The organism is Pseudomonas sp. TNT3, from assembly GCF_010095445.2.
Taxonomy (GTDB): Bacteria; Pseudomonadota; Gammaproteobacteria; order Pseudomonadales; family Pseudomonadaceae; genus Aquipseudomonas.
The window spans coordinates 86,017-108,785 of the sequence record NZ_WFGV02000007.1; the positions used below are offsets into that span (position 1 = coordinate 86,017).

General features: G+C 53.0%; 34 protein-coding genes, 1 tRNA gene and 4 pseudogenes. 17 read left to right on the forward strand and 22 right to left on the reverse strand.

Going from position 1 to position 22,769, the window contains the following annotated elements; translation table 11 throughout:
• Nucleotides 1-47: 47 nt before the first annotated feature.
• The 5 genes from GBC55_RS06690 to GBC55_RS06710 all read left to right on the forward strand — a co-directional run bounded on the left by GBC55_RS06690 (nucleotide 48) and on the right by GBC55_RS06710 (nucleotide 2,121).
• The gene (locus GBC55_RS06690) at nucleotides 48-269 is read left to right on the forward strand and encodes a hypothetical protein (RefSeq protein WP_162436580.1); all 222 of its coding nucleotides are present in this window, start codon (nucleotides 48-50) and stop codon (nucleotides 267-269) included.
• A 111-nt stretch (nucleotides 270-380) separates the two neighbouring features.
• Nucleotides 381-611 carry a hypothetical protein gene (locus GBC55_RS06695; protein WP_140671772.1) on the forward strand — a complete coding sequence of 77 codons (231 nt, stop codon included), beginning with the start codon at nucleotides 381-383 and terminating at the stop codon, nucleotides 609-611.
• Nucleotides 612-913: 302 nt separating this feature from the next.
• The gene (locus GBC55_RS06700; RefSeq protein WP_162436506.1) at nucleotides 914-1,198 is read left to right on the forward strand and encodes a hypothetical protein; all 285 of its coding nucleotides are present in this window, start codon (nucleotides 914-916) and stop codon (nucleotides 1,196-1,198) included.
• 65 nt (nucleotides 1,199-1,263) lie between these two features.
• Nucleotides 1,264-1,692 carry a hypothetical protein gene (locus GBC55_RS06705; RefSeq protein WP_162436507.1) on the forward strand — a complete coding sequence of 143 codons (429 nt, stop codon included), beginning with the start codon at nucleotides 1,264-1,266 and terminating at the stop codon, nucleotides 1,690-1,692.
• Between the two features lie 240 nt (nucleotides 1,693-1,932).
• Nucleotides 1,933-2,121: a hypothetical protein gene (locus tag GBC55_RS06710; protein ID WP_162436508.1), complete on the forward strand. Its 189-nt coding sequence runs from the start codon at nucleotides 1,933-1,935 to the stop codon at nucleotides 2,119-2,121.
• A gap of 169 nt (nucleotides 2,122-2,290) precedes the next feature.
• Here the strand turns inward: GBC55_RS06710 and GBC55_RS06715 are convergent, their stop codons facing one another.
• Together GBC55_RS06715 and GBC55_RS06720 are read right to left on the reverse strand one after the other, a co-directional pair.
• A complete protein-coding gene (locus tag GBC55_RS06715; RefSeq protein ID WP_162436509.1) occupies nucleotides 2,291-2,599 on the reverse strand; it encodes a hypothetical protein in 309 nt (102 codons plus the stop codon).
• Between the two features lie 197 nt (nucleotides 2,600-2,796).
• Nucleotides 2,797-2,874, reverse strand: a tRNA-OTHER gene (locus GBC55_RS06720).
• Between the two features lie 380 nt (nucleotides 2,875-3,254).
• Between GBC55_RS06720 and GBC55_RS06725 the strand changes: the two genes are divergently transcribed.
• The 3 genes from GBC55_RS06725 (at nucleotide 3,255) to GBC55_RS06735 (ending at nucleotide 4,845) form a co-directional block, all read left to right on the forward strand.
• Nucleotides 3,255-3,626 (forward strand): hypothetical protein, encoded by a 372-nt coding sequence (locus GBC55_RS06725; protein WP_162436510.1) that lies wholly within the window; start codon nucleotides 3,255-3,257, stop codon nucleotides 3,624-3,626.
• A 209-nt stretch (nucleotides 3,627-3,835) separates the two neighbouring features.
• Entirely contained in the window at nucleotides 3,836-4,162 is a 327-nt protein-coding gene (locus GBC55_RS06730) for a hypothetical protein (protein WP_162436511.1), read from the forward strand.
• Between the two features lie 2 nt (nucleotides 4,163-4,164).
• Nucleotides 4,165-4,845: an SOS response-associated peptidase family protein gene (locus tag GBC55_RS06735; protein ID WP_162436512.1), complete on the forward strand. Its 681-nt coding sequence runs from the start codon at nucleotides 4,165-4,167 to the stop codon at nucleotides 4,843-4,845.
• A gap of 576 nt (nucleotides 4,846-5,421) precedes the next feature.
• Here GBC55_RS06735 and GBC55_RS06740 read toward each other — a convergent pair.
• The 9 genes and pseudogenes from GBC55_RS06740 to GBC55_RS06780 all read right to left on the reverse strand — a co-directional run bounded on the left by GBC55_RS06740 (nucleotide 5,422) and on the right by GBC55_RS06780 (nucleotide 12,372).
• Nucleotides 5,422-5,676, reverse strand: coding sequence for a hypothetical protein (locus GBC55_RS06740; RefSeq protein ID WP_162436513.1), 255 nt, complete (start codon nucleotides 5,674-5,676; stop codon nucleotides 5,422-5,424).
• Between the two features lie 224 nt (nucleotides 5,677-5,900).
• A complete protein-coding gene (locus GBC55_RS06745; protein WP_162436514.1) occupies nucleotides 5,901-6,326 on the reverse strand; it encodes a cell wall hydrolase in 426 nt (141 codons plus the stop codon).
• A gap of 59 nt (nucleotides 6,327-6,385) precedes the next feature.
• Entirely contained in the window at nucleotides 6,386-6,712 is a 327-nt protein-coding gene (locus tag GBC55_RS06750) for a phage tail protein (RefSeq protein WP_162436581.1), read from the reverse strand.
• Nucleotides 6,713-7,118: 406 nt separating this feature from the next.
• Entirely contained in the window at nucleotides 7,119-7,937 is an 819-nt protein-coding gene (locus tag GBC55_RS06755; RefSeq protein ID WP_162436515.1) for a hypothetical protein, read from the reverse strand.
• 157 nt (nucleotides 7,938-8,094) lie between these two features.
• Nucleotides 8,095-9,198, reverse strand: coding sequence for a hypothetical protein (locus tag GBC55_RS06760; protein ID WP_348650976.1), 1,104 nt, complete (start codon nucleotides 9,196-9,198; stop codon nucleotides 8,095-8,097).
• Nucleotides 9,199-9,207: 9 nt separating this feature from the next.
• A pseudogene (locus tag GBC55_RS06765) lies at nucleotides 9,208-10,581 on the reverse strand (phage tail protein); the annotation flags it as partial.
• Nucleotides 10,582-10,640: 59 nt separating this feature from the next.
• Entirely contained in the window at nucleotides 10,641-11,267 is a 627-nt protein-coding gene (locus GBC55_RS06770; protein ID WP_162436517.1) for a hypothetical protein, read from the reverse strand.
• 27 nt (nucleotides 11,268-11,294) lie between these two features.
• Nucleotides 11,295-11,897: pseudogene (locus GBC55_RS06775) on the reverse strand (tail assembly protein).
• Nucleotides 11,898-11,949: 52 nt separating this feature from the next.
• Nucleotides 11,950-12,372: a hypothetical protein gene (locus GBC55_RS06780; RefSeq protein WP_162436518.1), complete on the reverse strand. Its 423-nt coding sequence runs from the start codon at nucleotides 12,370-12,372 to the stop codon at nucleotides 11,950-11,952.
• A gap of 152 nt (nucleotides 12,373-12,524) precedes the next feature.
• Between GBC55_RS06780 and GBC55_RS06785 the strand changes: the two genes are divergently transcribed.
• Nucleotides 12,525-13,403 carry a hypothetical protein gene (locus GBC55_RS06785; RefSeq protein ID WP_162436519.1) on the forward strand — a complete coding sequence of 293 codons (879 nt, stop codon included), beginning with the start codon at nucleotides 12,525-12,527 and terminating at the stop codon, nucleotides 13,401-13,403.
• Between the two features lie 75 nt (nucleotides 13,404-13,478).
• Here GBC55_RS06785 and GBC55_RS06790 read toward each other — a convergent pair whose 3' ends face one another.
• Nucleotides 13,479-13,898, reverse strand: a complete 420-nt coding sequence (locus tag GBC55_RS06790) for a GNAT family N-acetyltransferase (protein ID WP_162436520.1) — start codon at nucleotides 13,896-13,898, stop codon at nucleotides 13,479-13,481.
• 197 nt (nucleotides 13,899-14,095) lie between these two features.
• On the opposite strand from GBC55_RS06790, the gene GBC55_RS06795 reads away from it, so the two are divergent.
• On the forward strand, nucleotides 14,096-14,359 hold the full coding sequence (locus tag GBC55_RS06795; protein WP_162436521.1) for a hypothetical protein: 264 nt from the start codon (nucleotides 14,096-14,098) through the stop codon (nucleotides 14,357-14,359).
• Here GBC55_RS06795 and GBC55_RS06800 read toward each other — a convergent pair.
• Together GBC55_RS06800 and GBC55_RS06805 are read right to left on the reverse strand one after the other, a co-directional pair.
• Nucleotides 14,349-14,486, reverse strand: a complete 138-nt coding sequence (locus tag GBC55_RS06800; protein ID WP_162436522.1) for a hypothetical protein — start codon at nucleotides 14,484-14,486, stop codon at nucleotides 14,349-14,351. The two genes, GBC55_RS06795 and GBC55_RS06800, sit on opposite strands and share 11 nt — an antisense overlap.
• 24 nt (nucleotides 14,487-14,510) lie before the next feature.
• Complete coding sequence (locus GBC55_RS06805; protein WP_162436582.1) at nucleotides 14,511-15,275, reverse strand: C40 family peptidase; 765 nt, start codon at nucleotides 15,273-15,275, stop codon at nucleotides 14,511-14,513.
• Between the two features lie 348 nt (nucleotides 15,276-15,623).
• On the opposite strand from GBC55_RS06805, the gene GBC55_RS06810 reads away from it, so the two are divergent.
• Nucleotides 15,624-15,914, forward strand: coding sequence for a hypothetical protein (locus GBC55_RS06810; protein WP_162436523.1), 291 nt, complete (start codon nucleotides 15,624-15,626; stop codon nucleotides 15,912-15,914).
• Here GBC55_RS06810 and GBC55_RS06815 read toward each other — a convergent pair.
• The 7 genes and pseudogenes from GBC55_RS06815 to GBC55_RS06840 all read right to left on the reverse strand — a co-directional run bounded on the left by GBC55_RS06815 (nucleotide 15,911) and on the right by GBC55_RS06840 (nucleotide 18,848).
• Nucleotides 15,911-16,294, reverse strand: a complete 384-nt coding sequence (locus tag GBC55_RS06815) for a DUF1799 domain-containing protein (protein ID WP_348650974.1) — start codon at nucleotides 16,292-16,294, stop codon at nucleotides 15,911-15,913. The two genes, GBC55_RS06810 and GBC55_RS06815, sit on opposite strands and share 4 nt — an antisense overlap.
• Nucleotides 16,278-16,409 (reverse strand): hypothetical protein, encoded by a 132-nt coding sequence (locus tag GBC55_RS29790; RefSeq protein ID WP_281508180.1) that lies wholly within the window; start codon nucleotides 16,407-16,409, stop codon nucleotides 16,278-16,280. Before GBC55_RS29790 ends, GBC55_RS06815 begins: the two co-directional genes overlap by 17 nt.
• Before the next feature lie 69 nt (nucleotides 16,410-16,478).
• Entirely contained in the window at nucleotides 16,479-16,895 is a 417-nt protein-coding gene (locus GBC55_RS06820) for a phage tail terminator-like protein (RefSeq protein ID WP_162436524.1), read from the reverse strand.
• A complete protein-coding gene (locus tag GBC55_RS06825; RefSeq protein ID WP_162436525.1) occupies nucleotides 16,892-17,488 on the reverse strand; it encodes a hypothetical protein in 597 nt (198 codons plus the stop codon). Before GBC55_RS06825 ends, GBC55_RS06820 begins: the two co-directional genes overlap by 4 nt.
• Nucleotides 17,489-17,607: 119 nt before the next feature.
• A complete protein-coding gene (locus GBC55_RS06830) occupies nucleotides 17,608-17,919 on the reverse strand; it encodes a hypothetical protein (protein WP_162436526.1) in 312 nt (103 codons plus the stop codon).
• A gap of 62 nt (nucleotides 17,920-17,981) precedes the next feature.
• A pseudogene (locus tag GBC55_RS06835) lies at nucleotides 17,982-18,170 on the reverse strand (Rha family transcriptional regulator); the annotation flags it as partial.
• Nucleotides 18,171-18,425: 255 nt separating this feature from the next.
• A complete protein-coding gene (locus GBC55_RS06840) occupies nucleotides 18,426-18,848 on the reverse strand; it encodes a phage regulatory CII family protein (protein ID WP_162436527.1) in 423 nt (140 codons plus the stop codon).
• Nucleotides 18,849-19,001: 153 nt separating this feature from the next.
• On the opposite strand from GBC55_RS06840, the gene GBC55_RS06845 reads away from it, so the two are divergent.
• From GBC55_RS06845 to GBC55_RS06855, 3 genes are all read left to right on the forward strand, one after another.
• Nucleotides 19,002-19,196 carry a hypothetical protein gene (locus GBC55_RS06845; RefSeq protein ID WP_162436528.1) on the forward strand — a complete coding sequence of 65 codons (195 nt, stop codon included), beginning with the start codon at nucleotides 19,002-19,004 and terminating at the stop codon, nucleotides 19,194-19,196.
• A gap of 275 nt (nucleotides 19,197-19,471) precedes the next feature.
• On the forward strand, nucleotides 19,472-20,647 hold the full coding sequence (locus GBC55_RS06850) for a hypothetical protein (RefSeq protein WP_162436529.1): 1,176 nt from the start codon (nucleotides 19,472-19,474) through the stop codon (nucleotides 20,645-20,647).
• A gap of 73 nt (nucleotides 20,648-20,720) precedes the next feature.
• On the forward strand, nucleotides 20,721-20,954 hold the full coding sequence (locus GBC55_RS06855; protein ID WP_348650975.1) for a hypothetical protein: 234 nt from the start codon (nucleotides 20,721-20,723) through the stop codon (nucleotides 20,952-20,954).
• Between the two features lie 65 nt (nucleotides 20,955-21,019).
• Here the strand turns inward: GBC55_RS06855 and GBC55_RS06860 are convergent, their stop codons facing one another.
• Nucleotides 21,020-21,463, reverse strand: coding sequence for a hypothetical protein (locus GBC55_RS06860; protein ID WP_162436530.1), 444 nt, complete (start codon nucleotides 21,461-21,463; stop codon nucleotides 21,020-21,022).
• A gap of 125 nt (nucleotides 21,464-21,588) precedes the next feature.
• On the opposite strand from GBC55_RS06860, the pseudogene GBC55_RS06865 reads away from it, so the two are divergent.
• The 3 genes and pseudogenes from GBC55_RS06865 to tnpB form a co-directional block, all read left to right on the forward strand.
• Nucleotides 21,589-21,960, forward strand: a pseudogene (locus tag GBC55_RS06865) (nucleoid-associated protein); the annotation flags it as partial.
• A 107-nt stretch (nucleotides 21,961-22,067) separates the two neighbouring features.
• Entirely contained in the window at nucleotides 22,068-22,400 is a 333-nt protein-coding gene (locus tag GBC55_RS06870) for a transposase (RefSeq protein ID WP_223441328.1), read from the forward strand.
• Nucleotides 22,397-22,732: an IS66 family insertion sequence element accessory protein TnpB gene (tnpB, locus tag GBC55_RS06875; protein ID WP_162436531.1), complete on the forward strand. Its 336-nt coding sequence runs from the start codon at nucleotides 22,397-22,399 to the stop codon at nucleotides 22,730-22,732. Before GBC55_RS06870 ends, tnpB begins: the two co-directional genes overlap by 4 nt.
• Nucleotides 22,733-22,769: the final 37 nt, after the last annotated feature.

Genomic DNA, 22,769 nt, shown 5'->3' on the forward strand with positions numbered 1-22,769 from the left:
AAATGGCTTCTATAGTTGATGTGACAGAAATCAGCTGCGGTGGTGCCATGGAAGACATTTTCGTCGTTAAGCGTTGCAACAAGATCATCATCCATGGCCGCCGAGCCGGGGAAGTCAGTCATCAACCCCCCGACGCCGCTGTCTGGTATCGAATTGCCGATTCCCGCACTCGCGGCTTCATCGGTGACGGCTTCGATCTTGAAGAAGACGCCCGGCGCGCATGCCAGCTGCTTAATGCCAGGTCCCGCGTGACGGCCCGACAAGGCTGAAAGGCGGGTCTATACTGAAAAAGCTGAAGGAACAGCGTCCCCATCGGCAGAAAGCTCGCACCTCGCGGGCTTTTTGCTGCCATTGCCAGGTTTCTTGAACGGAGGTGTTACATGTCCGAAAAAGAGTCCATCACCACCCTGCTCACCTTGCTTGATTCACGCCAGGCGCGTTTGGCTGCGGCGTGCAAGGAAATCGCCGACTGGGTCGATCACCAAGGCGGACATCCGACTGCCCTGCGAATCCGTGATCGCCTGAACGATATCGAGAAAGACACACCGTTGATCCGCAACACACTGTCTTCGCTCAAACCCGTCGACCGGCCGCTGCCACGTTTCAGATAGTCTGATCGGGATACTCGATTCGCGGGCATGGCCTGATCCAGGACGCATGAACGGCGGCGTTATCGCTACCGGGTGCGTCCTTGTCTGAGTGCTCTTGCAAATACCGCCTGGCCCCGCGCCGGGATTTTTTTTGCCCATACCTTTCACGTTGCTTTCACATTGCTTGCCCTAAGGTGGAATCACTCCTTTGATGAATCCCCTTGGCCCGCCCGCATGCGGGCCATTTTTTTGCCTTTTTTCGGACCATCGAACGTCGTCGAGCACAGAGGGTCAAAACCATACACGTCACAAGGAGACGTCTAATGGTTACTCACTTCAGCGTCAGCGGGCATCTTGCCTGCGGTCACCAAGGCAAAAACCTGGTTTCAACGCGCGAACTGAACCGGGTGAAATGCAGAAGCTGCCGAAACACCGACGCGTACAAAGATGCACGCAAAGATCAACGCAACTCGGCACGCCGGGCTGCACGCAAAACCAAAGTCACGCATACCGCCAATGACTGGCGCGCGGCTTGGGTCGAGCGCCTCACCGCGCTGGCCGGACGACAGCGATTGCCTCGCGGATTTACCGGTCAACCTTTCGTTTAGCTTGAGGGTCGGCGGCTGGATCCGGTCATCGGTGCTCAGCCGCCCTTGCTGCAGAGGAAATCCTGATGAACAGTCGATTCCTGCTTCTCGTCATCGTCAGCCTGAGTCCAAACCTGGTCATGGCCCAAGGGTGTGACGTGATGACCCGGTCCCAGAGCCCTTCGGTCCCGGTTGTTGAATCCCACACTTGTTACGAATACGAAGGCATGCCGGTGGACGCCATCGACTGGTCATGCAGCAATGAAAGCAAGGAGATGCTGACCAGCACCAAGAAAAAAGTCGAACAATGTGGTGATCATTATCAAGCCACCTGCCTGGCCACACTGACGCAAGAATCCCTGGCGAATCCCCAGTCCATCAGCAAGGACAAAAACAGCCAGTCGGTCAACATCCCTAACAATGCCCAAATCACCACGTACTACTACGGGGCCGAGCAGTTGAATCAGTCAAAAATCGATTGTGAAACCGGCGGCGGTAGTTGGAAAACCAGATAAAGGCCAGGTAGTTGGCTGAACATTACAAAGGTGCAGCTAACACCCCTGCAGAGACTACGTCAGGTTGTTGTTCATTCGGGTAAACTGCCGAGCAGTGCTTTACTCGACAGCGACATCAAGCGTGCACCATGAGGCTTTGGATTCTTTAAATCGGGCGCTGGACCGGATCGGAATTGGCGAAGTAGTAGGGTTGCGAGGTTTAATTGATGACCGCCACGAATCTGAAAATAGGCTTATCCCATGGCTCACTCACTCAAATACCAGATAACCGAATCCGTTCGTGTCGTAGAGATTGAGGTGGGAAAACTGCTCGATTTAGCCACGATGCTCAAAGACGATGGGAATGATGTCCTGTCAACGACCGTGTCGGATCAGGCCAACAAATTGCTCGAGGCATCGGTAGCGCTGAGAATTGCGATGGCGGGCTGACTGCTTGAGTCATCTCTAATCCGTCACCTTTTTTTTGTTTACCCGTCACGTGCTCGTCACACTGCCCAATCACACTGCAATCAGCCAAAAGGATTTGGCCACGTGCAAAAGAAAGCCCGGCCTGGTGCCGGGCTTTCGCGTTTTACTACGCTAGAGCAGTCGAACTCATTCAAGCGCCTGATTCAGGATCGCTAGCAGGCATGCCGCGAGCCTCCTGTTCATTTTCGTCCTGATCGTTCATCTGTGGGTCGGCCTTCGGGTTAGCGACGCGGCTGGCCGTACCCGCTTCTGGATGCTCACTCGATACCGAGTCAGTGGCAGCAACGTCGGCCATGTCTTCATCGACCGGCGACTCATCGTCCGCCGGTAACGGGACCTCTGGATCAGTTCTTCTAGGGTCGTGGCCCGTTTCGTTATCGGTGCCACTCATTACGCCCTTCTGGGAAATATTCCCAGGTGCATTTTCATCAATGTCCATACTCGCTCTCCCTTGTGAAACGCAGAATTGCGCGTGCTTAGCATTGAGAGACGGCCGAGGATCGTAAGTGCCAGACGATGGACGAACGGCGGATACAGAAAACCCAGCGCGATGGCTGGGCTTATGAAGGGACGAATGCGGATCAGAAACAAACAAGGGTTTGCGACAGCTTACGCCCGCAAACCCTTGATTTAAGATGGTGCCCGAAGCCGGAATCGAACCGGCACGCCCTTACGAGCGGGGGATTTTAAGTCCCGAGGGAAAATCAATCAGGCTGCGGCTTCCAATAGGTTTTCCGGTCCGCAATTGTCCTCAGGAAGAGCCAATGTGAGCCAATGTTTTCGTATGGCTATAATTCATTGCGGACCGGAAAACGCCCGCCTTCTCGCTAAAAAAGATCAGCCGTCGGAGCGTTCAAACGAATTGGATTATGCCGATCACGCATACTACCCGCTTCACTGCAGCCCCTGGTGCCGGACATTCCACACAGGGAATTGCAGCCTCCTAAGCAATCATTCTCAGTCTAAATCCCATCTCCGGCGTCCTGCCGATTGAGAAAATAATTCCCACGCCACATCCAGAAACCAACGTTTTTTGAAGCCCAAATCAATCGAAGGTAACGTCCTCACCATCACATCGCGATCAAGGACGAATCATGAATCAATTCATCATTACCTACACGATCAAGCGCGACTACAGCTTCGGCAGCCGGAACGACGCATTCATCAGAAGCCTCAAAACGCTTGCTCCAAATTCGTTCTGGAGTGAAACGGCATCGTTTTGCGCCTTGCAATCAGGAGCCAGCGCTAGAGAAATTTGCTATTTGCTTTGCAAAGACACGGGATTCGACTGTACGAAGGATTCAGTTGTCGTCATCGACACGACCAATTATGAATTGGTAACCCGCGGGGACATTCAAGATCTGACTCTGCTGGAAGCTTGTGTTGGGTTCACAAATCGACGCACTTCGTCGGACGCCCCTCCCATGGCGTATGACAGCGCCAAACTTTTGGGCGTAATCACTTAACAACGCAGATGAGACCGGGCGCTTCGTGGCTTTCGGAATGCCCGGCTAACACTTCCGTCCTATCGCTTCAATGCCAGATCCGAATCGCGTTTTTTCGCAGGCTTTTTGCCAAACGAACACAGACCAGATAGCAGCTCGTCGAGTCTCCCTCGCTATAGATGCCCTGCCTCGAGCACTGTACATCCAAACAGTACTTGAAAGGTGTGATCGTGGAACCGCATGAAATCGAAGACACCAGCGATTGGCTTGGCTGTCCGACCAGGCTCGAAACCCTGAAGCATTACGCGAGCATGCTCGAGGAAGATATTCAGGCTCTGAAGCTGGAAATTCGCGGAGCAAAGGAAAATATCACTGGTCTCATCACAATGAACGATGAGCTGTCCGCCGATCTCCAAAGGAAGCGAGCGTGGATCGCGAACCTCGAATCGGAGACCACCGAGCAGTTGACCGATATTCAGCGTCTGAACCGGATTCTTGACCAGAAAGAAGCCGTCATTCGGGAGCTGCAGGCGCTCAAGCTGAATCACAGGAGATGACCATGTGCGGACGACTATCCCAATACCACGGTATCCACGAATTCGTAGCAGCGCTGAGCATGCCTAACCCGCTGGTCAACAACGCAGGCGATCAGCCGTTCGAGCGATACAACGCCGCCCCTACTACTCAACTCGCGATCTTCCACCAAGAGGGTGATTACCTGCACGCGGATATGGTTCGGTGGGGATGGAGACCGCACTGGGCAAAGGACCGCGCTGCGCCGATCAATGCCCGAGTGGAGAAAGTCGCTCACGGCCCCTTCTTTCGGGCGATCTGGCCGCACCGAGCAATAATCGCGATCAACAACTGGTTCGAGTGGGTCGATGAGGGTGGTCCGAAGAAACAGCCCTACCTCATACGACACAGGGATCAGACACCGATTCTGTGCGCCGCTATCGGACAGTACCCTAACGCTGATCATGAACCAGGCGTGCATGACGGCTTTGTCATCATCACTGCTGACAGTGCGGGCGGTATGGTGGACATCCACGACCGTCGGCCGGTGGCATTGAGACCTGAACTTGCTCGAGAGTGGCTGGACCCGGCTACGCCAAACGAGCGCGCCGAACAGATGGTGCTCCTCCAAGGGGAGCCGACCGAGACGTTCGAGTGGTTCAAAGTAGGCCGCACAGTGGGAAATGTGAGAAATCATGGCCACGAGCTTATTCGCCCTTTAGACTAAAGTGAAAAATACGCGACTTTCCCAGAACAGGATGTGAATGGTGCCGCTATCAGACAGTTTAAAATTACTCAACATACCCTCAATTGTTGCGACAACCATTGTCTTATTTTCGGTATTCGCACCAGGCTGCCTTATAATCTTTTTCTTCAACAGAGATTTATTTACCAACCTGGACATTATAAAGCTACTTTTACTTTTACTTTCGCTATCGTTAACATTACCCTGCTTGCTTGTACCTTATTTAGTATCTATAGCTTCTGAATTAGGCAGTTTTCCAGTGCCAGATGGCATTAGACAAATGGACCACTTCTCCCTCCTCATCAGACATGGAGCAAACAGTGGGATTAACCTATATTTTGCTTTAGCAATATGCTTCTTCGGAAAGTTTACATTTGACTACTTCCTCACCCTGTATATTTTCGGAATAGTGATAATGGTACTGTTCGAATTATGGTACTCGTCTAAAAAAAAGGCGAAAGATAACGACAATCTTCGCATTCCAGATTGACATTAGCATATTCATTGACGCAGCCAGCGATCAAACCGCTGGCTGTTATCAAGCTTAGAAATCGAAGACTACTTCAGATCGCGCGCATCTGCAGACGGTTGTAACAATACAACCTCACGAAATGGATCATCAATCAACAAAGCTCCATATTTGCTAGTACATGCATTTTCGCATTTTGTGTAGTCGAAACCACACTTGGGATTAGTATTCGCACCTGGACATTTATCCAGAGCATCCACACACACTTGAACGCAGTCTTCCTTTTCTCCACAATAGGCACTAACAGAGAAAAGCATTGCAAAGAACACCACTAGAGCTTTCATACGGACCACCTCCAGACATTACCCCCCCTCCGGATAATAGACCGCATTTACACGCACGAAATATTAAATAGAAACTAGAATTATTCCACCCAGCAATAAACGAAAGCATATTTCTCATTTATTTTACAGATTTTGTGCACAAGTTCTAATTTAGCATTGCCCCCTTAAGATTTGAACGCATCAATATACACTTATCAAAAGCTGAAGATTTACTCCAACAAGATTTATGGCACATTATTAAAAAAGATGTGGCTACCAAGTTTTAGTGTCTGATTTGCATTTTTGGCCCAAGCTGGTGGATTTGACATCGTCGTCGCGTAGTAGTGGGTTGCACCGCCTGTTGGATCCGGCGCTTTCCCCGCCATCACCAAGTCAGCAGCGATCTGCGCTTGGGCAAATTCGCGGAACGGAATCGTCTTCGCGCCGCTGAGGTAGACGTAGTTCCGATCGTTACGATTCCAGCAACTGAACTGCCACGGCTTTTGACACACTCCTGCATAACCCTCCCCCCACCACGATGTAGTTTTCCCGTCGTTCACGCGGTTGCGAATGGTCCAGGCTACCGCGATCAAACCAACAAGGCTTTCGCCGCGAGCTTCGCCCCACAGCGTGCGCGCGAGGATGTCGCGATCATGTTCGGTAATGGTCATTACTTTTCTCCAGACAAAAATAAACCCGCTCAAGGCGGGTGGCGGACACGGAACGGTAGTTACTGCGTTTCGATCAACAACTCAGGGTCGGCGGCAATGTCTGGTACGGGAGGTTCGATCGGCCAAACGGGCGCGCTCGGCCATGTTGCTTGTGAGGTGACTTTGCCCAGATCGAATTTGTATCCCTTCCAAGCACTCAGACTGAGCAGTAACGCCGCCTGTTCGGCTTCATCCACTTCTGTCGCTTTTCCAGCTTCGATGCCGTAGCCCAGAGTTTTAATGCGGTCTTCAATGCGCGTTATGCGTAACGCAGCGCTCGCATTGCGTTGAGCCAAGGCGCTTTTGGTCGCAAGCAATTCTGCTTCACGCTCGGCAGCTTCTTTCATAGCCTTGGTCACCAGCTGGGGCCAGTCAATCACACCAGACGTAACTGGGATATTGCTGTCATATTCAGGTGTTGGATCGTACTCACCATTTTCATTCGGGAGCGCTTTAGGGAATACAAGCTGCCCATCAGCGGGATCATTCAGCGGCGCGGGGAACGCCTGAGCTTGGCTGTAATTTACAGGGTTGGGTAAAAAAAGTGCCAGGCGCAGTACACCATCCTTTCTTTGAACATCTTCTGCAAATCGATTACATGAAATAGCTCGGACTGGTAGCGTTTCTCCATCGGCAATTCTAGAGAAATCAAATTCCTCATTATCGATGATCAACTTTTCGCCAAACCTCGCAGCAACATAAGCAGTATCGTCTCTTTTTGGTTGCATCTTGATATGCATTTATAGTTCCTTTTTAAACTGCCTCCCAGAAGCCAATACAAGTCACTCGCGTAACCATTGTCTGTGCATTTGGTCCATTCAAATGGACAATAGATGCTTGATAAGGTGTATTCACATAGCCACTAGGATAACCGTATTGGGTGTTACTAACAGTTGGGATACCTGTAGCAATCACCTGATAATCCCCAACAAAATCAATTGGGAGGTTAACGTTGCTTACTGTAATCGCATTTTCTGCCGCCAGCAGATTGAAAGGAGCACACTTCACGATGGCTAACCCACCAAAAAACTTGATGTATTGTCCAGTCGCGTTAGTGCCTACTTCCATGATAGCACCAGCAGCCATCGTACCAACAATGTCAGCAAGCGCAGCATTTTTCAAACCAAAGGCAACACGCGCATCTTCCTTATTTTTTGCACCTGTACCGCCCTGATCCACCGAGAGCGCTGTAGTCAGTGCGCTCAGTGCAGTAATGTCTTTGTTTGCACCCGATTTCGCAGCAGACAATGTTTCGCGCGCCTCGGTAGCATCTTTATCATCTAGCAGATCGAGAATGACTAACGAGAGTTCTTTGAGCCCAGTACCTCCCTTGGAAGCTGGCAAGATGTCATAGTTACCCGTCGTTTTCAGTGCCGCCAGCTGTTCGCCGTAGGTGTTTACGATGTCGCGCACTTTGTCGGCCAGGGCTTTCGAATAGCCTTGCACGGGCATGATTGCATAAGCCGCACCGGCTACCGTCGTCCCCTTATAGGCCGGAACAATTGAAATGACCGTCGCACTCGCAACGTTCCCGATCTCGTAAGTTATGCCGTCGGGTCCGCCCAAACGCATCACCGATTCTACAGTTAGCAGCAAAGTCCGCTTTTATGCCGGTGACTGTCGTCGATCCTTTGGTAACCGTAACTGTCCCACCTCTTAGCCAAGGCATCGAACACTCCAAAATTTGGTCAATAAAAAACCCGCGCTTGGCGGGCCTACTCGGAACTAATCAGTTATAAGGAAATGGAAGGCCGCCTGTTGTAATAATCAACGCTACCGGAAAGCGATCAGTCGGCAAGTTAAAAAACGAATAGTACAGCGCATATCCGGATGTCTGCGGGTAAGACTGCGTAGTCCCACCTGTAGCGCCAAACATGAACGATATACCGCCTACGCGGCCGTAGGCGCCTTCCGAACCGCTGTACATCGTATGTGGGAACGCGTTGCCACCATACAAGTCGCTTATCCCGCACGTGCGCGACCAAGGAAGATAGGCCGCATATTCAATTCCCGGGGCAAGCCCAATGTCGACCACTGAATCCACCTTTGTGACTTCCCCCCCTGCTGCCGCTTGTCGATGTCGGTTATAGCCACCGCCGTAGGTGGTGATGTAACGGCCGAAACGATCCAGGCCGCCAGGCCCGGGGGCCTGAACAGCGCCGATGACATTGACTGGAGGCTGGAGTGAATTGAATGTGATCACCCCGTCAGGAGTCCGCGTCTTCAAATACGGCCCACCGGGAATGTTGTCTTGCATCAAATCAAAGCAGTAAAACCTGGTGCTGCTGTCGGCGTTTGAATAAAAGAATGTTAGCGCCGCCCCTGCTCTGGCCGAACCCACCATACAGCCGGGACCGGTGATAAACACGATCGGTGATAGGGAGTTGTATACCGTGAACCCGTAGAGACTATCCGCGCCGGCTGTTCCCGAGGTCACCACCGATGCCGTCCAGTTAGCGCCGTTATTTGGGTCCAACTGAGCTGAGCGCAAATATCTGCGCGTCCATGATTGCTGATACGCCATTGATCCACTTTTTATGAGGCCGTAACAGATTAAGTCGGTGTCAAACAGCAGCTGGCCGCTGTCCTTAGAAAATTTCGCCATCAGTAATATCCATAATAGATCCTGCAGTTCGCCGAGAAGTATCCCCAACCGTTGGTGGCATAGGAGTATGCCCAAGACAGGACGCCGCCAGCCAAGGTGACGCCCGGCTTTTTTCCGGTTTCTCGCTGCAAGTCCACCAACGGCACGACAATAAAAAACTGTGTCTTTCCCCATACCGGCCGCGATGTACTGACCATGTGCGTTGACCTGCATCTTCACAGACCACATCGTGGTTAGTTTGCCGCGGCGCTGTGCCTCGGATGCACGCGTGCAACCGATTGCACTTAATTCGGTTGGCCGGTCGCCATAACGACGCTGAAGGTCAAGGTCGGCGAACGGGATGACATCGGTGTCATAGTTGTTCGCCGGGTTGTCGTAGCTCACCAGGGCACGGGTGTATCGGGTCTTCGCCGAAGCGCTGCCGTAGGAGAATTTCCCGTCGATGACATTGGCGCGAGTGAAAACGTAGTCGAAGTCTTGTGCGCGCGGCATGTCGGCCTGCATCACCAGCTGCCCCTGGGCCCAGTAAGTCATGCCACGGTAAATGCCGGAAATATCGCGCAGCAGTGACCAGGCATTGGCCTTGCCCTGCAGGTTCATGTCGCAGAGAAAACGGGGCTCTGTACCACCGAGACCGTTCGGCACCAGTTGGTCGCAGTACTGGGAAATCCGGTAGAGCTCCCATTTATCGACCATAAACGGCTTGATGCGCTTGCCGAGGCCGAAGCGATCCTCGGTGCATACGCCAAACGTGACCCACGCAGGGTTGTTCGTCCAAGCCTGCTTCATGGTGCCGTCCCAAGTGCCGGTGTACGTCCGAGCGATCGGGTCATAGTTGCTCGGCACCTGCCATTTGCGAGCACGACATTTCACGGTGACGACCGGAATGTTGGTGAACTGCTCAGCGTCGAATTCGATGTAGAGCAACGCGGTGTTCGGGTACCGCAGCTTCGTGTCGATCACTTCGGTGTAACCGGCGATCAACATGGTGTCAGCGATCTTGTTGCTGTTCTGGTTCGCCGTGAGGCGGCGAACGCGGATCTGCCAGCCGGTGGTAGCGGTAGGCAAGTCGATGCGGCGCGAGCGCTCGTAACGAGTGCTGCTTTTGCCGTCTACAGCATCAAGAGCGACCTGTTGATAGGCGCCGCCATCGGTGGCTACGTCGATTGCGTACTCGATGCGGTAACCTACGATGTTGCCGTTATCGTCCTGGCGTTGCAGAGCGGGCCAAGCAAAACGCAAGCGGACGGCAGACAGTTGAATGTTCGTGATCGAACGGACCCACGCGTTACCACTTCGCAATTCAACGTTGAGCGACGTTTCGCTCTCAACCGCTGGGATGCCGGGGATGTAGGTCTGATCGACGGATCCGGGGCGCCAGTCCCATTTCACGTTCGGGAAGTTGTAGTTTCCGCTCGCATCCCGAATCGGGGTGTTGTCCAGATAGACGCTGTAGTCGGTCGGGACTTCATCGAACTCGCCCTCTCCCACAGCAATGAGCATCTTGGCGAGGTTAGTCGAGCGCAGACTGTCGCTGGCTTCAGTTGGCGACTTTGGCTTGCTGCTGCCGCCCTTCTCGCCGTGGATATCAATCTTTTGTGCTGCGCCCATGCTTTCCTCCAGGCGAAAAAAAGCCCGCTCAGTTGGCGGGCTTAATATAAAATTTAAGATCAGGACGACACAGGATCACCGTAACTTACTTTAAATTCGATCTGCTTTTTCTGGCGATAAAGTTCTTTCATTAAGTCATTTTGATCTGGTGACAGACTTAAATTCATATTAGCAGTTTTATTTACACCTTTTTTCGCACTTGGGCTGACCAGTGGAACACCGAGGAGAATCCCGCTGCAGGAATATGTTAAAAGCCTCAAGCCCAGATCGAGCTTGGATTCAAAATCAGACCATTGCTCCATCTCTCGGAGATCATCAGTTTTCGGGGCGTGAAGATAGTTACCCAGCTGCTCTCCAATAGCACGCAACTGTGGCGTGACGGGAGTGTACTTGCATCGAATCATTGGAAAACCGTCGGACCATATTTCAACACGAACCTCTTTTGTGCATCCATAAAAAGCCTGTTCTACATCTCTCCCAAGCGCCGCAATTTGCCATCCATTTTTCTTCTTCTGAGCGACGTGCGATTGATACTGCAAATACTCCCGCAGCCTTGACTCTATACCGAAACGAAGCTCTAAAGCACAATAAAAATAACAATCAGTATTTGATTGAGCTCTTGCAAAGAGATCTGTCGCCCTCGAAAGATGGTTGACCGCTCCTCTAAAGAATTTTTTTGCTTCCATGACCGTTTTCAACTGTAAAAAAAATAATCATATCTTATCTTCGGCGTGGATCGATGCAGAAATGATCATGCCGCCCCATCGGCGGTCGCCGATGCAGATTGGGACCGGGTTGCCACTGGCTGTGGTGTTCTTAGCGCTGCCGAAGGCGTAGGACGGGGCGTTCTCAGGGGATGAAGTTTGCGAAAGACCGCCCTGCTGCGGGCTCAGCATCTGGATCACTCCGCCTGCGACCAAGCCAATTCCTGCACCAATAAGTGGTGCACCAAACGGCGTTGCTGAAAGAAAGGTCCCCGCAACAATCATTACTGCCCCAAGAATCGTTTGGATCAGTCCGCCTCTTTTACTGCCTCCGATGATTGGAACAATTCGAATTTCACTGGCACCACCCAAGCTGAATTCGCTCTCCCCAACATTTTTTCAGTTACGGAAAATTGCGAAGCGCATTCCAAGCCTGTCCAGTCGTTGAATTTCCTCATTAAACCCTTCAAGAGTCGCTTTTAACGCCTTGAACGCTTCCCACGTTTGACCGGAATCTAGTAAACGCCGGTGCATGCGGCCAAATTTCGTGGCCAGGGATCCGGACAACTTGATCGTTGTCATAGGGTGATGATGTGTAGCCGTCGCCGACATGACTTTCTCCGAATAACAAAAAACCGCCCGAGGGCCGCTGATTGGATGATGCTCATTGGTAATCGACGTAAGGCCCTATATAAAATCCAGCCATGTCGCCGCTGATTCGGTAGAGGTTTTCTTTGCCGACCTGGACGCTTGCTGAAATGGTCCGGATAGCGGCTCCCCCGCACAGGCCCGAGCCTGCAAGTCCGGCACCCAAGTTGGGAGTTCCTGGGGGAAGATAAAAGCTTGCCCTTTGTCCCGTTCCGATTTTTGCCGCTTTACGGCCATCTACGTAAACAACGATGTCACATCCAGACCCAACCGCACCCGAGTCTCTGACTACCGTTAGTTTTCCGCTTTCGCCGGCTGGCTTGCTTTGAAAGGCATAGAGCTCATCGCTCGGAACCGGCTCGGCCTGATTGACGGGTATCGCGGACGAAGCGCACCCAGTCAGCAACGCAAAAACCACCGCCCCTATCAAAATCCGCATGATTCTTCCTTGTCCTGAAAAGGCGTGACTGTAGCGCGGTACTATTCGGGCATCCAGCGGGGACGAAAGAGCAGTGACCGGATTGGACCTAGCCATAGTAGCATTACGCCACAATCTTTTTAATAATTGCAGTTTTCAAGGCGTCTACAAACATGGATAGTTTTTCTATACCACCAACTATTTTCGTCGCATTCGGCGTGATCACAGCGGCCTTGCTGGCCGGCTTCTTCTCCTACCTGAATCTCGTTAGCGCGAAGGAAAATAAGGTTTCAGAATTCCGTCTCGCATGGATTGATGGGCTGCGTGAGGAGATCGCAACCTACACAGCTGCGGTCCGCGAGCTTGTGAGGGTTGATGGAAACAAGCTCTATGAACATAACGATAAGGAGGAAAAAACTCTAGTAGAACTCAGACGTGAACGCCACCTTGAAACTCGCGATGCTTATGGAAAAGTGGTAGAGAGCCTTTCAAAAATCCAGATGAGGCTGAACCCGACGCACATCAAAGAGTTCCCGGATGGCGCGGAGGCCACGCTAATGGCTAACATCCTAAAAACACGGCAGCTTTTTAACGATCGCCGATACAATGAGGCCGCAAAGTTCAGTGATGACATTCGGGACAGTGCCACCCCGCTGCTTAAGGTAACTTGGGACTTAGTGAAGAATGGTGAGCCTGGTTATCAAAAAATCAGAAAAATCGCTGCTCGGACCATTATTGTTGGGATGATCCTGGTTAGCGCCATATTTATTGGGTTGTGCACCGCCGCATTCGTACAAGTAAAATCTAAGAATCAAAATCCACAAAGCGAGAGCAATAATCCCGCTCAAGCGCGTGTGAGCATCCCGCAGCCAGAGACTCTTCAGCACGGAAGCCTAAATCCGACTGCGTCGGAGGCTCTACCTCCAAGCGAAAACGGCAACGGCAACGGCAACGGCAACGCACTGCATGACGAAGGCTCGAAAAACGACACAAGTACAGCGCGCCAAGGCCGCTCGCCGACCGAGGAACGCTTGGACACTCTCAAAAAATAGTCCCGATCGACCTAGACCTTTAATTAGCTACCAAATGCAAAAGCCCAGCGCGGGGCTGGGCTCTTGCGGTCCGCGTTAGTAATCCCATTCTCCAATCCTAAAAAGGTTACCGTCTTCCCTATACTTCATTCCCGACAACGCTTTCCTCCAGAAATGGGAAGCCTTAGAATTGAGCGATTGCAGCGTGTAATTTTTATAGCTGCGGTGACTCATCAGCGAGAAGACTGCTCTCGCAGCAGCCAGTGAAATACCATCTTTTCCACGATGAGGCGGAAGAACGAGGAACTTCGACACTTCAACAGTCTTTTCCTCGTCATCGTTCCAATATCCCAGAAGAACGAATCCAGTCTTTTTCCCATTGAACTCAATCATCAGGAGTTCGAACTCTTCAGCATTACATTTAGCGTCTGCGAATGATCTATCTGGATCGCCAAGTACCATCTGTTCAGCGCATGCCCAGTCTGAGCTACGCATCAGCTTGATGCTTTCCTGCATCTCAAATACCCCAATACCAAACCCTCAATCCTAGATGGTTCTTCAACATGGGGACAGCTGGATGGAATGCCAGTAACGCCCCGCCAGCCACCGTAGTAGCCTACTGCCGCCACACAACGGATTTCCCAGTCCTTTGCCTGCAAGCCCAAGGACTGGGATTGCGCCAATTTCGGCGCGGATAACGCAAGGAAAGTAATATGAGCGACGGGTACATAATCGAGCCAGACAAGGCAATTTTGCAGCTGACAAACGCTGTCATGGCTCTGTCCAGAGTTTTGGCGCAATTGGCACCAGAACTGACACAAGGCAACCTTGCTATAGCAGTTGAGGGGTCTCGCGCAAAGGGACATGGTGTGGAGTTGGTTGAGGAAATCTACAAATCAACCTTTCCGAACGCCAAGCCTTCCGTTGCACTGAGTGAGGCAGATTTTGCGAAGAAACATCAGGAAATCAACTCTTGATGTAAGCCTTACTGATGGCCGCTTTTTTTACCGCGTCAGCGGAAAGAAACAAGCGGCCATCTTTGCACAGCACCCACAATGGCGTGCCATTCTTATCCTTTTTGTCATTCGCGATATTTTTGATCATGGATCTCTCCGCGGCGCCGCCGCATCATGTGGTTAATTGTGCATCTTTGTGCCTAAGGATCAGGCGAGCTCGTTGAAGCCACGGCCCGCCGTAGACGATGATTTCGCTAGGGCGCCCGTATTGGTGGTGGAGCAAAAAAGGACCGGGTCCGAAGGTGGCTGAATCTTCACCGGATAGCGCTGGATCAGGACCGAGAAAGATGCCCGCGTGATTCGGGTAAACTGTCCTCCCGACTTCCATCACGATCATGTCGCCGCGCTGCGGTTTGTCGACCCGGTAGAATCCGGCGTCTTCGTAGTTCGCTTCGTACAGGCTTGTGTTTTCAGTGCTTTCCCACCAACCATCAGTGCGCTTGAAAGCCTCAAATTCCAGCCCCCACTCGCGCCTATACCAATCCGCGCAGACCTGCCAGCAATCCCAGGCACCGTGAACGAATGGGCGCTTGAGCAGCGTTACATCTCCTGTCGGCACCACCGTGCGCAGATCACCCTCTGGCCAACTCAGGATGTGCCATGGCATCGCGGTCGCTTCGCACATAGCTAAGTCACGCGGTGACGGCCGGCTGGTAGTGTCCGGGTGTGAATGAACGATGCCGATCACCTCCCCTATATCTTCTGCTGCGGCATACTCCTCAGGATCGATACGAAATTCTTCGTTCGGTTCGGTCGAGACGTTCCGGCACGGGAAGTACTGTTGCTTGCGGCCAATCCTCAGCAGAAGACCGCAACACTCTTTCGGGTATTCGGCTGCCGCATGCTCCTGAATCGAATTCAAAATATGTTTGCGCATGATCAGCTCCGTGCAATCAGGGAGACGGCGGGGAATCCACCAAACGGCAACGGATTTCGAGAGGGACTTTTCCAGCGCCTCCATCTCTTTCATCAGGCCGACGGCGGATTGCTCCGCGCGATCACCTGCCTTTGTCAGTTTGTCGAGATCGGTCGCAGCGTGGGCGGCATCAGCCGAGTCGACCTTGATGCCGAGTTCTGCAATGTTCATAAGTGCTCCAAGCTACGCTCCAAATTCAACCGCAAACCTGAAAACAATCGGCGGCAGATGGCACAACGCTTTTTGTATTGACCAGTCGTAAATCGCCAAGTAAAAAGTAAGCTTACCCAACTGATTTTTATGGTTTTTATGACTAACGAAGAACGCGCGGAAAGAATTCTTTCAAGCCTCTATGGGCCTGCCTCAAAGAACATGCACGATTTGTTTTTCGGCTTGAAAGGAACGGCCGTGGACAGCCAATTAATCTCCGAGCAGCTTCATCAGCCAAACGGAGAATTGAGGCCTGAGCTCGATCCTGCTGTTTCTCAAAAGGAGCGTTGCTTGGCGATCGCAGAAGAGCTTTCGAAAGAACCAGAGTTGAAAGAAATGATTTACCTCCAAATAAACGGTCGCATCCTCACTGAAGGCTTGGGGCTTTAGGTTCCTATCCGCTGTCTCGATTCGGCCATCGATGCGATGGCCTCAGACTCCATGATGCGGATGTCCTGAAACATGCCCGGGCGATCTTTCACCGGGACCCCGACGAGCTTCATCACATCGGGCAGGACACCGTAATCGAGTCCAGTTGCGCCGCATGCGCCAGTGCGCCACTGCGTCCCCATCGAATCCATGACGAGGAACGCCTTCCAGTTGTCCGGCCAGACTTCGAAGGTTTCGTCATAGTCCTCTGGCGAGAATCCGAACAAGGCCATCTGTTCGGCGTCGCCGTCAGACTCGTAAAGCGCGCGGGCAGCGGCGGTCAGTTTCCCAAGCGAGCTTTGCCGAAGGCCTCGCTGTACGCTTTTACGACTGCAGGCCATGCGCGGCCGCAGTGAGCACCGCCGGTTTGGCGTTGCTGATGGCAGTGAAGAGTTTCGCAAGGCTCAACGTGGCCGCGATCTCGAACGTGGTGCCGTTGGGAATCTTGACGCTCATAGGTTTTCCTCTTTGCAGAAATGACAAAACCCGCTCAATGGCGGGTTCTGAGTTTGCCCAACGGGCGGGTTAGTTCGAGTCGGCGCGGTACAGAAACGACACAGGCACGATGAAGGTGGTGTCGTCCGCAATGCCGGGGCCAGGATCGACTGGTGTCATCGTTACCACGGTCAGTGCGCCCTTCGTGTTGCGCTCGTACAGCGGGAACAAGGCGGCGATCTGATCAGCCAATGCGCCAGCCGCGCCGCGGTACTTGCCCGAAGGCGTCACGATGCTGACCTGAAACACGCCGGTGTATAGTTTGTGATCACCGCCGAGCGTGTTGCTTGCTGTGCCTGCTGGCAGCGTGAAAGCCTTCAGATATGTCTCGCCGTCAGATGGCTTATAGGCTTCGTTCTCGACGACGACCTTGAGCGGTACCGGCAGAGCTTTTGCCCAGTTGATCAACCTGGCTTCGTAGATCGAAGCGATGATGTTGTGGCTCATACCTGGTTGTTCCTGATGGCTTCATCGACTATCTGCTGGAAGCGCGCGACGGTGATGCGGACCATGCCACCCGGTGCCTGGGTCGAATGACCGAACTCAAGTGGAATGGCGTAAGGCAGGTTGTTGATGAGGTAGGCAGTCTGGCCGGCAGTGAAGTCGCTTACGGCCGAAACCAGTGCTGCAATTGTCTCGTTCCCACTCGGGTCTACCTCATCGAAAGTAACGTTTTCGACGATATCGATTGATAGATGCCAATTCGCCCTGAACCGGCCACCCACGTAACCTTCAGGGGCGACGATGTCCATACCATCTTTCAACTTGCGTCCCGGCTTTAGCCGCCCAGCCTTCGTCAGGTTCGCCGGATCGTTACGCAAATCGCTGTTGTGGTCGTCCACAGCTTTGTTGTACTGGTTGGCTACCGCGTTCTGCGCCCAAATCTCGGGGTTGCCCACTGGTGACATGCGAATGACGCTACTGCCGACTTCGATAATGATCTCGCGCAGACTGACGTCGATGGCTTCCGTGGTCTGGGCCGCGAATTCGGCAAGGCTTAGTGCAAAGCTGCCGGACTGGCGTGAGTGTTTGGAAAACACGATGAACTCCACAGACAGGAATCTGATAGGAAAAACCCGCTCAATGGCGGGCTATCGACGGCGAGTTTGATTTCCCAATACTATTAGTCGTCTATTCAAGGAATCACACATTTTCTCGCTCAGTATTCGTTGAGGGCTTTCTCCGCCTCAATATCTTGATCGGCACAAGCTTTCACCATGGAGAAACCGTATTGACGCATTTGCTTCATGCAACGCGCTATTGTCGGCTTGTACTGTTCGGGGATTTGCTTGATGCCGGCTACGGCTTCAATATCTTGATCAACGCAAGCCTTCACCATTGCAGATCCATAAGTCCCCATCTGTGCCTTGCACCGGTCAATGATCTCTTTTTTTACATCGGTGTCTGCATACGCAGCAGCTGAAAAGAAAGCCACCATGCCAACCGACGTAACAATGCCGCGCATATCCATATACTTCGCTCACAGCTGAAAAGTTAAGGCACAACGCTATTACGTCGAGTTTACTTTGTCTAGCCGGTTAGCAGGCAATCGGTGTGCTCGCGATCGAGCAGGTACTGCATCTGTTCCCTGTTGCGGCCATCGATGTAGATGTCCTCAAAACTGAGTACATCTACTTTCAGGTCTTTGAGCATTGAAACGATATCGCGCTTCGCGTTGTAGTGGCGTTTACCGCTGACGTTGGCGATCTCGCGGGAGCACATCGTGGTCCGCGACACGTTTTCAGAATTAACAAATTGTGTCGCGACCTGATTCAGGGTATTGCTTGAAGTTGGTTGGCTCTGCATAGTCGATCTCACAAAGTTTCAATGAATTAGCCGACCTCGACCGTCGGCTTTTTTGTGCCCGGGGTTTCTGTTAGCTATTCCTAATAGTGGATAGGCAGTGCTCCACATCTCAAAGAACGGCTGAAATCCTTCTCGGCTCACGCAAGCCAAAACATTTCGCATGCGAAATCTTCAGGCGACCTTCACCGACTCATCCATCACGTCCAGGCTTTCCCGGATGTGGCTGATCTCACGGCGAATCGTTGATTTGTCGAACTGACACACCCTGCCGTCTTGCAGCGCTTCGTGCACTGCGATGGTCAGGTCGGCGAATTCTTTGCCGACACCAATCATGGATTTGGTGAGCTCCTGCGGTTTTGGAGCATTTCTCGCGACCAAATCGAAGCCGAAAGCGTCTGCAAGCGCTGCAAGAGGCCGCATGTCTTCGGTGTGAAGCAAGATCCCGAACAGATGCTCAATGGTCAGGTGATGAGCTTCGTTGTCAGGGTTGGCGCGCTGGAGCAAGCCGACGTGAGGGACACCCATCTTCGACGCCAAGACCTTTGCCTCGTTATCAAGAACAGTGCTCTGACAGGTCCTCAGAAAATCTTCCATTCGTAAAACCTCAATTTTGTTTCCGTGGAGCCCAGGCAGAGGGTGGGCAAGAATTGGTTCATGAATAGAAGGCAGCAGGTGGGTCCCTTACCGGGCGCGGATCGACCAGATTTACGCCTCTTACAACAATTCAAACAAACAGGGAGCCGCAGCATGACGACGCCACCAGTTAAATCTCTGATCGAAGATCAGCTTGATGAGATCGAATCGAAGCTGGTCATGCTTGGCTTCGGTCTTCCGTTTAACGAAGTGATTGGTCAGCCGCGCGGACGTGCAGTTGCGAGCCTCCCGAAGCGCTTGGCGGCCACCATGAAGGGCGGCCGGATCGCAGTCAGGATTCGGCCATGAAGCCAGTATTTTGGCTACTCGCCGCTGGCCTGCTCCTTTTGATGCTGGCTTACAACATCAAGCGTGAAGCATCTGGCGTCTGTCAGCTCCCGCAAGTCGCTCAGAGGTTTCTCCAATGAACAGCCGGCAGCGCGCCCGGCGCCTGCTGATCTGGCGTGGGTCCCTTCCTGTGCTCGCCCTCGTCGCCTTCCTGATGTTGCTCAGCGCCCTCGCTGACCGCGTAACTCAATAACCCACACCTACAAACGCTGCGCACCGCGCGGCGAGGAATTGTCATGCCCGCAAATACTAAGAAAACACACGCCCAAGAAACGCTCGAAGCAAGTGAAAGCGTCAATGCGCAAAAATCTGTATCCCCAACAGTAGCCGTCACCGACATCGCAGAATATCGGCCACACGAAGAACAAATCGTGCGTCTGGAAACCACTTACGCGAAGTTGGTTGTTGACTGCTCGACCAGCGAAGGTCTGGCGAATGCGAAGGAAGTCCGCACCGATATCCGCGACGTGCGCTATGCCCTGGCACAAACCACCAAGACGGCGCTCGTTCCTTATCAACAAAAAGTCAAAGATGCCCAGGCTCGCGTCAACCAGGTTAAGGAGTTCGGCGAGGCGCTGAAGGATCGAGTGCTGGCGATCGAAACGCCTGTCGACGAAGCCATTAAGGCCGAGGAAAAGCGCGTAGCTGACGCAAAAGCCGAACGCGAGCGTATCGAGGCTGAGCGTATTGAGACCATTCGAGCAAAGATCAACCGATTCATCTCTGTCGCGGCTGCATATGCCAGCCGGAGCGCTGCCGATATCGCCAATGTCCTGCAAGGCGTCAAGGTGTCGGTAATCCTGCCCGAAGAGTATGCCGAGTTTGAAGCTGAAGGCACCATCGCTCGCGACAGCGCTATTGAGCAGCTTGAAACGCTGCACAAGTCTGCCGTTGAACGAGAAGAGGCTGCCGCCAAGCTACTGGCCCAGCAGAAAGAACTCGACGAACTACGCGAGAAACAACGCATTGCAGACGCTGAAGCCGAGGAACTGCGCAAGCAGCGCGCCGAAGAAGATCGCAAGCGCTTGAAGCAACAGCAAGACGAGCTGGACCAGCAGCGCCGCGACATGGAAGCACAGCAACGCAATCAGCGTGAGCAGCAGGAAGAGCAACAGCGCCAGCAGCGCGAACGCGACGCGCAATATCAGCGTGACCAAGAAGAGTTAGCGCGTCTGCGAGCCCAAGCTACCGTACCAGCTCCAGCCACCCCCGCGGCTGCATCTATGGCGGTAGAGACAGTCGAATGCACTCCTATCAGCGAAAAAGCAGTCTCTGCCGAATCAGACGATGTAACTTCAACCGCGCCGCCGGTTGAAGACATCGTCGAGATTGTCGCCCTGGGCTTCGACGTGGATCTCGACACTGCTCGCGCTTGGCTTCGCGCCAGGCATCCGGGCAAAGTAGCGACATGAGGCAGTTCCGCGTTGCAGCCCAAACGACAGACCTGGCGCGAAATCTCGGCCAGCGGAATCGAAGAGGTAAACCATGGCAGCCGCACAGAAAGAACGATCGGCAAAGACTGCGGCGAGGCGAAAGACTCGCGGCGAGGAAGAAATCAGGCTGCATTGTATGGCCGGAACACGCCAAGCACTCGCTGAGTTGATGGCCTGGAGCGGCATCGAGGAACAGGGCGAGGCTATCACGCTGATGATTTACCGGATACATGAGTTGGGGCCTCAAAAGTGCCTGCCGATGCTTGATCCGCCGCGACACGAATAAGTGATACCCGAAAACGTGTCGCGGAAACTAAAGATCGCCTTCAACCGTGAGGCAACAAGGCTAAGTCATGAAGAGTGACCAGCCCGAACCGAGAATTCCAATACTTGCTTTAAAACTCCCATAAAGATTTTGACGCTCATGTAGTCGTCGTGGCTCCCACCATTTTGAGCGTCACCATCTGCTAGTGCGCCGTCGCGGTTGATCCGAAATCGACCAATTTCGGTTTTACCTCCGCCAAGGTGCGGTACGGTCACAATCGCTTCAACGCGGCCTTCCGCCTCTACGGCAATTGGAGTGATTTCGATGGCAAACGGTTTCCCGAGGATCGTTCCGCTGTAACCACGCTCATCTGGTAGGTGCTCAATTATCACAAGATGGCCGTAGTTACGCTCCGCCAGGAGCTTCCAGTGATCGATGTAACCGAGAAAGTTGGACTTTGCGTGATTGTAATCACGCCCAATTTTCGACAAGTAATTTACAAACACATCTGGTTCTTGAGCGAAATCCATTCATCAACACCTATTTTTAGTTTGTCGTAGCTCGACAGTGCTAGACCTTCTTAGACCATATAACCCCAAATTGCCACTGTGTCGCATCCGGTCACGGAGGGCGGCGCCTACCTGAGGTAACTGCAATGCCCGTACTCCACAGCGTAATTCACAAAATCGACAAGAAGCCAGACGGCAGCCCGGCTGCTCTGTTTCTCGGCGGCACCGAGCAGGTCGAGAGCCAAGCTCGTGACGACTTGATGAGCCAGTTCAACGAAAGCTACAACGCCACCGCAGGCAAGGGCTGGGGTTTCTTTCACGCGGAGTCGGGTGCGTACCCATTCAGTGGTTGGCTTGGCAAGTACCTGGCTGGTGTTTCCGACTTCCTTAAATTCAGTGTCATCGCCGTCGAACACCTGACCAAACTGATGGAAGAGTCAAACCTGACTACCGGCGGGCACGCCCTCATCTGTCACTACCGGCAAGGTCTGACCGATTACCTTGTCATCGCGCTGATGCAGGGTAACCGTCCGGGCAACACACCTTCCTGACACCGTCGCTTGAGGCGATGGTGTCCACCTAAATTTAAGTGGACACCATTTTTAGCCTTTTTAAGCGGACGCCTATGCCACAAGAACGCCGTTCCTATTCAAAGTCCTTCAAGGCCCAGGTCATCGCCGAATGCGCGCAGCCTGACACCTCGATTGCCAATGTCGCGTTGACCCACAACCTCAACGCCAACCTCGTCCATAAATGGATACGCGTGCATGCGCAGAAAAGCCTGACACTTCAAACCGCCTTCATCCCGGTTAAGACATCGCCGCCGTTGCCGATGCATCAGGCCCTTCCTGCCACGATCCGAATCGAAGTGCCGCATTCAAAAGGCGTAGTCGTGGTGAGTTGGCCGGCAGAAAATGCAGCGGCGTGCTCTGCTTTCCTGCGAGACCTGCTGCGATGATCCGCATCGACTCCATCTGGCTCGCCACCGAGCCCATGGACATGCGCGCCGGCACTGAAACTGAGCTGGCGCGGGTCGTGGCGGTGTTCGGTGCGGCGAAGCCGCACTGTGCTTATCTGTTTGCCAACCGTCGTGCCAATCGCATGAAAGTGCTGGTGCATGATGGCTTGGGGATTTGGCTTGCTGCCCGGCGCTTAAATCAAGGACGTTTCTTTTGGCCTGGCGTGCGGCACGGCTCTGAAGTCGAGCTGGATGCAGAGCAACTTCAAGCCTTGGTGCTCGGCTTACCTTGGCAACGCGTCGGTTCCGGAGGAGCCATCACGGTGCTCTAACTCGCCTGCCATGGCCTGCTTGCCAGCGCAATTGGCG

Coding starts and splice junctions, on each gene's coding strand:
- GBC55_RS06780 (WP_162436518.1), bottom strand. CDS start 12,372: ATGCGGATTTTGATAGGGGCGGTGGTTTTTGCGTTGCTGACTGGGTGC.
- GBC55_RS06745 (WP_162436514.1), bottom strand. CDS start 6,326: ATGACCATTACCGAACATGATCGCGACATCCTCGCGCGCACGCTGTGG.
- GBC55_RS06700 (WP_162436506.1), top strand. CDS start 914: ATGGTTACTCACTTCAGCGTCAGCGGGCATCTTGCCTGCGGTCACCAA.
- GBC55_RS06845 (WP_162436528.1), top strand. CDS start 19,002: ATGACGACGCCACCAGTTAAATCTCTGATCGAAGATCAGCTTGATGAG.
- GBC55_RS06755 (WP_162436515.1), bottom strand. CDS start 7,937: ATGCGTTTGGGCGGACCCGACGGCATAACTTACGAGATCGGGAACGTT.
- GBC55_RS06715 (WP_162436509.1), bottom strand. CDS start 2,599: ATGGACATTGATGAAAATGCACCTGGGAATATTTCCCAGAAGGGCGTA.
- GBC55_RS06810 (WP_162436523.1), top strand. CDS start 15,624: ATGACTAACGAAGAACGCGCGGAAAGAATTCTTTCAAGCCTCTATGGG.
- GBC55_RS06695 (WP_140671772.1), top strand. CDS start 381: ATGTCCGAAAAAGAGTCCATCACCACCCTGCTCACCTTGCTTGATTCA.
- tnpB (WP_162436531.1), top strand. CDS start 22,397: ATGATCCGCATCGACTCCATCTGGCTCGCCACCGAGCCCATGGACATG.
- GBC55_RS06805 (WP_162436582.1), bottom strand. CDS start 15,275: ATGCGCAAACATATTTTGAATTCGATTCAGGAGCATGCGGCAGCCGAA.
- GBC55_RS06855 (WP_348650975.1), top strand. CDS start 20,721: ATGGCAGCCGCACAGAAAGAACGATCGGCAAAGACTGCGGCGAGGCGA.
- GBC55_RS06705 (WP_162436507.1), top strand. CDS start 1,264: ATGAACAGTCGATTCCTGCTTCTCGTCATCGTCAGCCTGAGTCCAAAC.
- GBC55_RS06710 (WP_162436508.1), top strand. CDS start 1,933: ATGGCTCACTCACTCAAATACCAGATAACCGAATCCGTTCGTGTCGTA.
- GBC55_RS06690 (WP_162436580.1), top strand. CDS start 48: ATGGAAGACATTTTCGTCGTTAAGCGTTGCAACAAGATCATCATCCAT.
- GBC55_RS06830 (WP_162436526.1), bottom strand. CDS start 17,919: ATGGATATGCGCGGCATTGTTACGTCGGTTGGCATGGTGGCTTTCTTT.
- GBC55_RS06860 (WP_162436530.1), bottom strand. CDS start 21,463: ATGGATTTCGCTCAAGAACCAGATGTGTTTGTAAATTACTTGTCGAAA.
- GBC55_RS06790 (WP_162436520.1), bottom strand. CDS start 13,898: ATGCAGGAAAGCATCAAGCTGATGCGTAGCTCAGACTGGGCATGCGCT.
- GBC55_RS06850 (WP_162436529.1), top strand. CDS start 19,472: ATGCCCGCAAATACTAAGAAAACACACGCCCAAGAAACGCTCGAAGCA.
- GBC55_RS06735 (WP_162436512.1), top strand. CDS start 4,165: ATGTGCGGACGACTATCCCAATACCACGGTATCCACGAATTCGTAGCA.
- GBC55_RS06760 (WP_348650976.1), bottom strand. CDS start 9,198: ATGTGGTCTGTGAAGATGCAGGTCAACGCACATGGTCAGTACATCGCG.
- GBC55_RS06870 (WP_223441328.1), top strand. CDS start 22,068: ATGCCACAAGAACGCCGTTCCTATTCAAAGTCCTTCAAGGCCCAGGTC.
- GBC55_RS06840 (WP_162436527.1), bottom strand. CDS start 18,848: ATGGAAGATTTTCTGAGGACCTGTCAGAGCACTGTTCTTGATAACGAG.
- GBC55_RS06795 (WP_162436521.1), top strand. CDS start 14,096: ATGAGCGACGGGTACATAATCGAGCCAGACAAGGCAATTTTGCAGCTG.
- GBC55_RS06740 (WP_162436513.1), bottom strand. CDS start 5,676: ATGAAAGCTCTAGTGGTGTTCTTTGCAATGCTTTTCTCTGTTAGTGCC.
- GBC55_RS06815 (WP_348650974.1), bottom strand. CDS start 16,294: ATGGCCTGCAGTCGTAAAAGCGTACAGCGAGGCCTTCGGCAAAGCTCG.
- GBC55_RS06800 (WP_162436522.1), bottom strand. CDS start 14,486: ATGATCAAAAATATCGCGAATGACAAAAAGGATAAGAATGGCACGCCA.
- GBC55_RS06750 (WP_162436581.1), bottom strand. CDS start 6,712: ATGAAAGAAGCTGCCGAGCGTGAAGCAGAATTGCTTGCGACCAAAAGC.
- GBC55_RS06725 (WP_162436510.1), top strand. CDS start 3,255: ATGAATCAATTCATCATTACCTACACGATCAAGCGCGACTACAGCTTC.
- GBC55_RS29790 (WP_281508180.1), bottom strand. CDS start 16,409: ATGAGCGTCAAGATTCCCAACGGCACCACGTTCGAGATCGCGGCCACG.
- GBC55_RS06785 (WP_162436519.1), top strand. CDS start 12,525: ATGGATAGTTTTTCTATACCACCAACTATTTTCGTCGCATTCGGCGTG.
- GBC55_RS06820 (WP_162436524.1), bottom strand. CDS start 16,895: ATGAGCCACAACATCATCGCTTCGATCTACGAAGCCAGGTTGATCAAC.
- GBC55_RS06770 (WP_162436517.1), bottom strand. CDS start 11,267: ATGGAAGCAAAAAAATTCTTTAGAGGAGCGGTCAACCATCTTTCGAGG.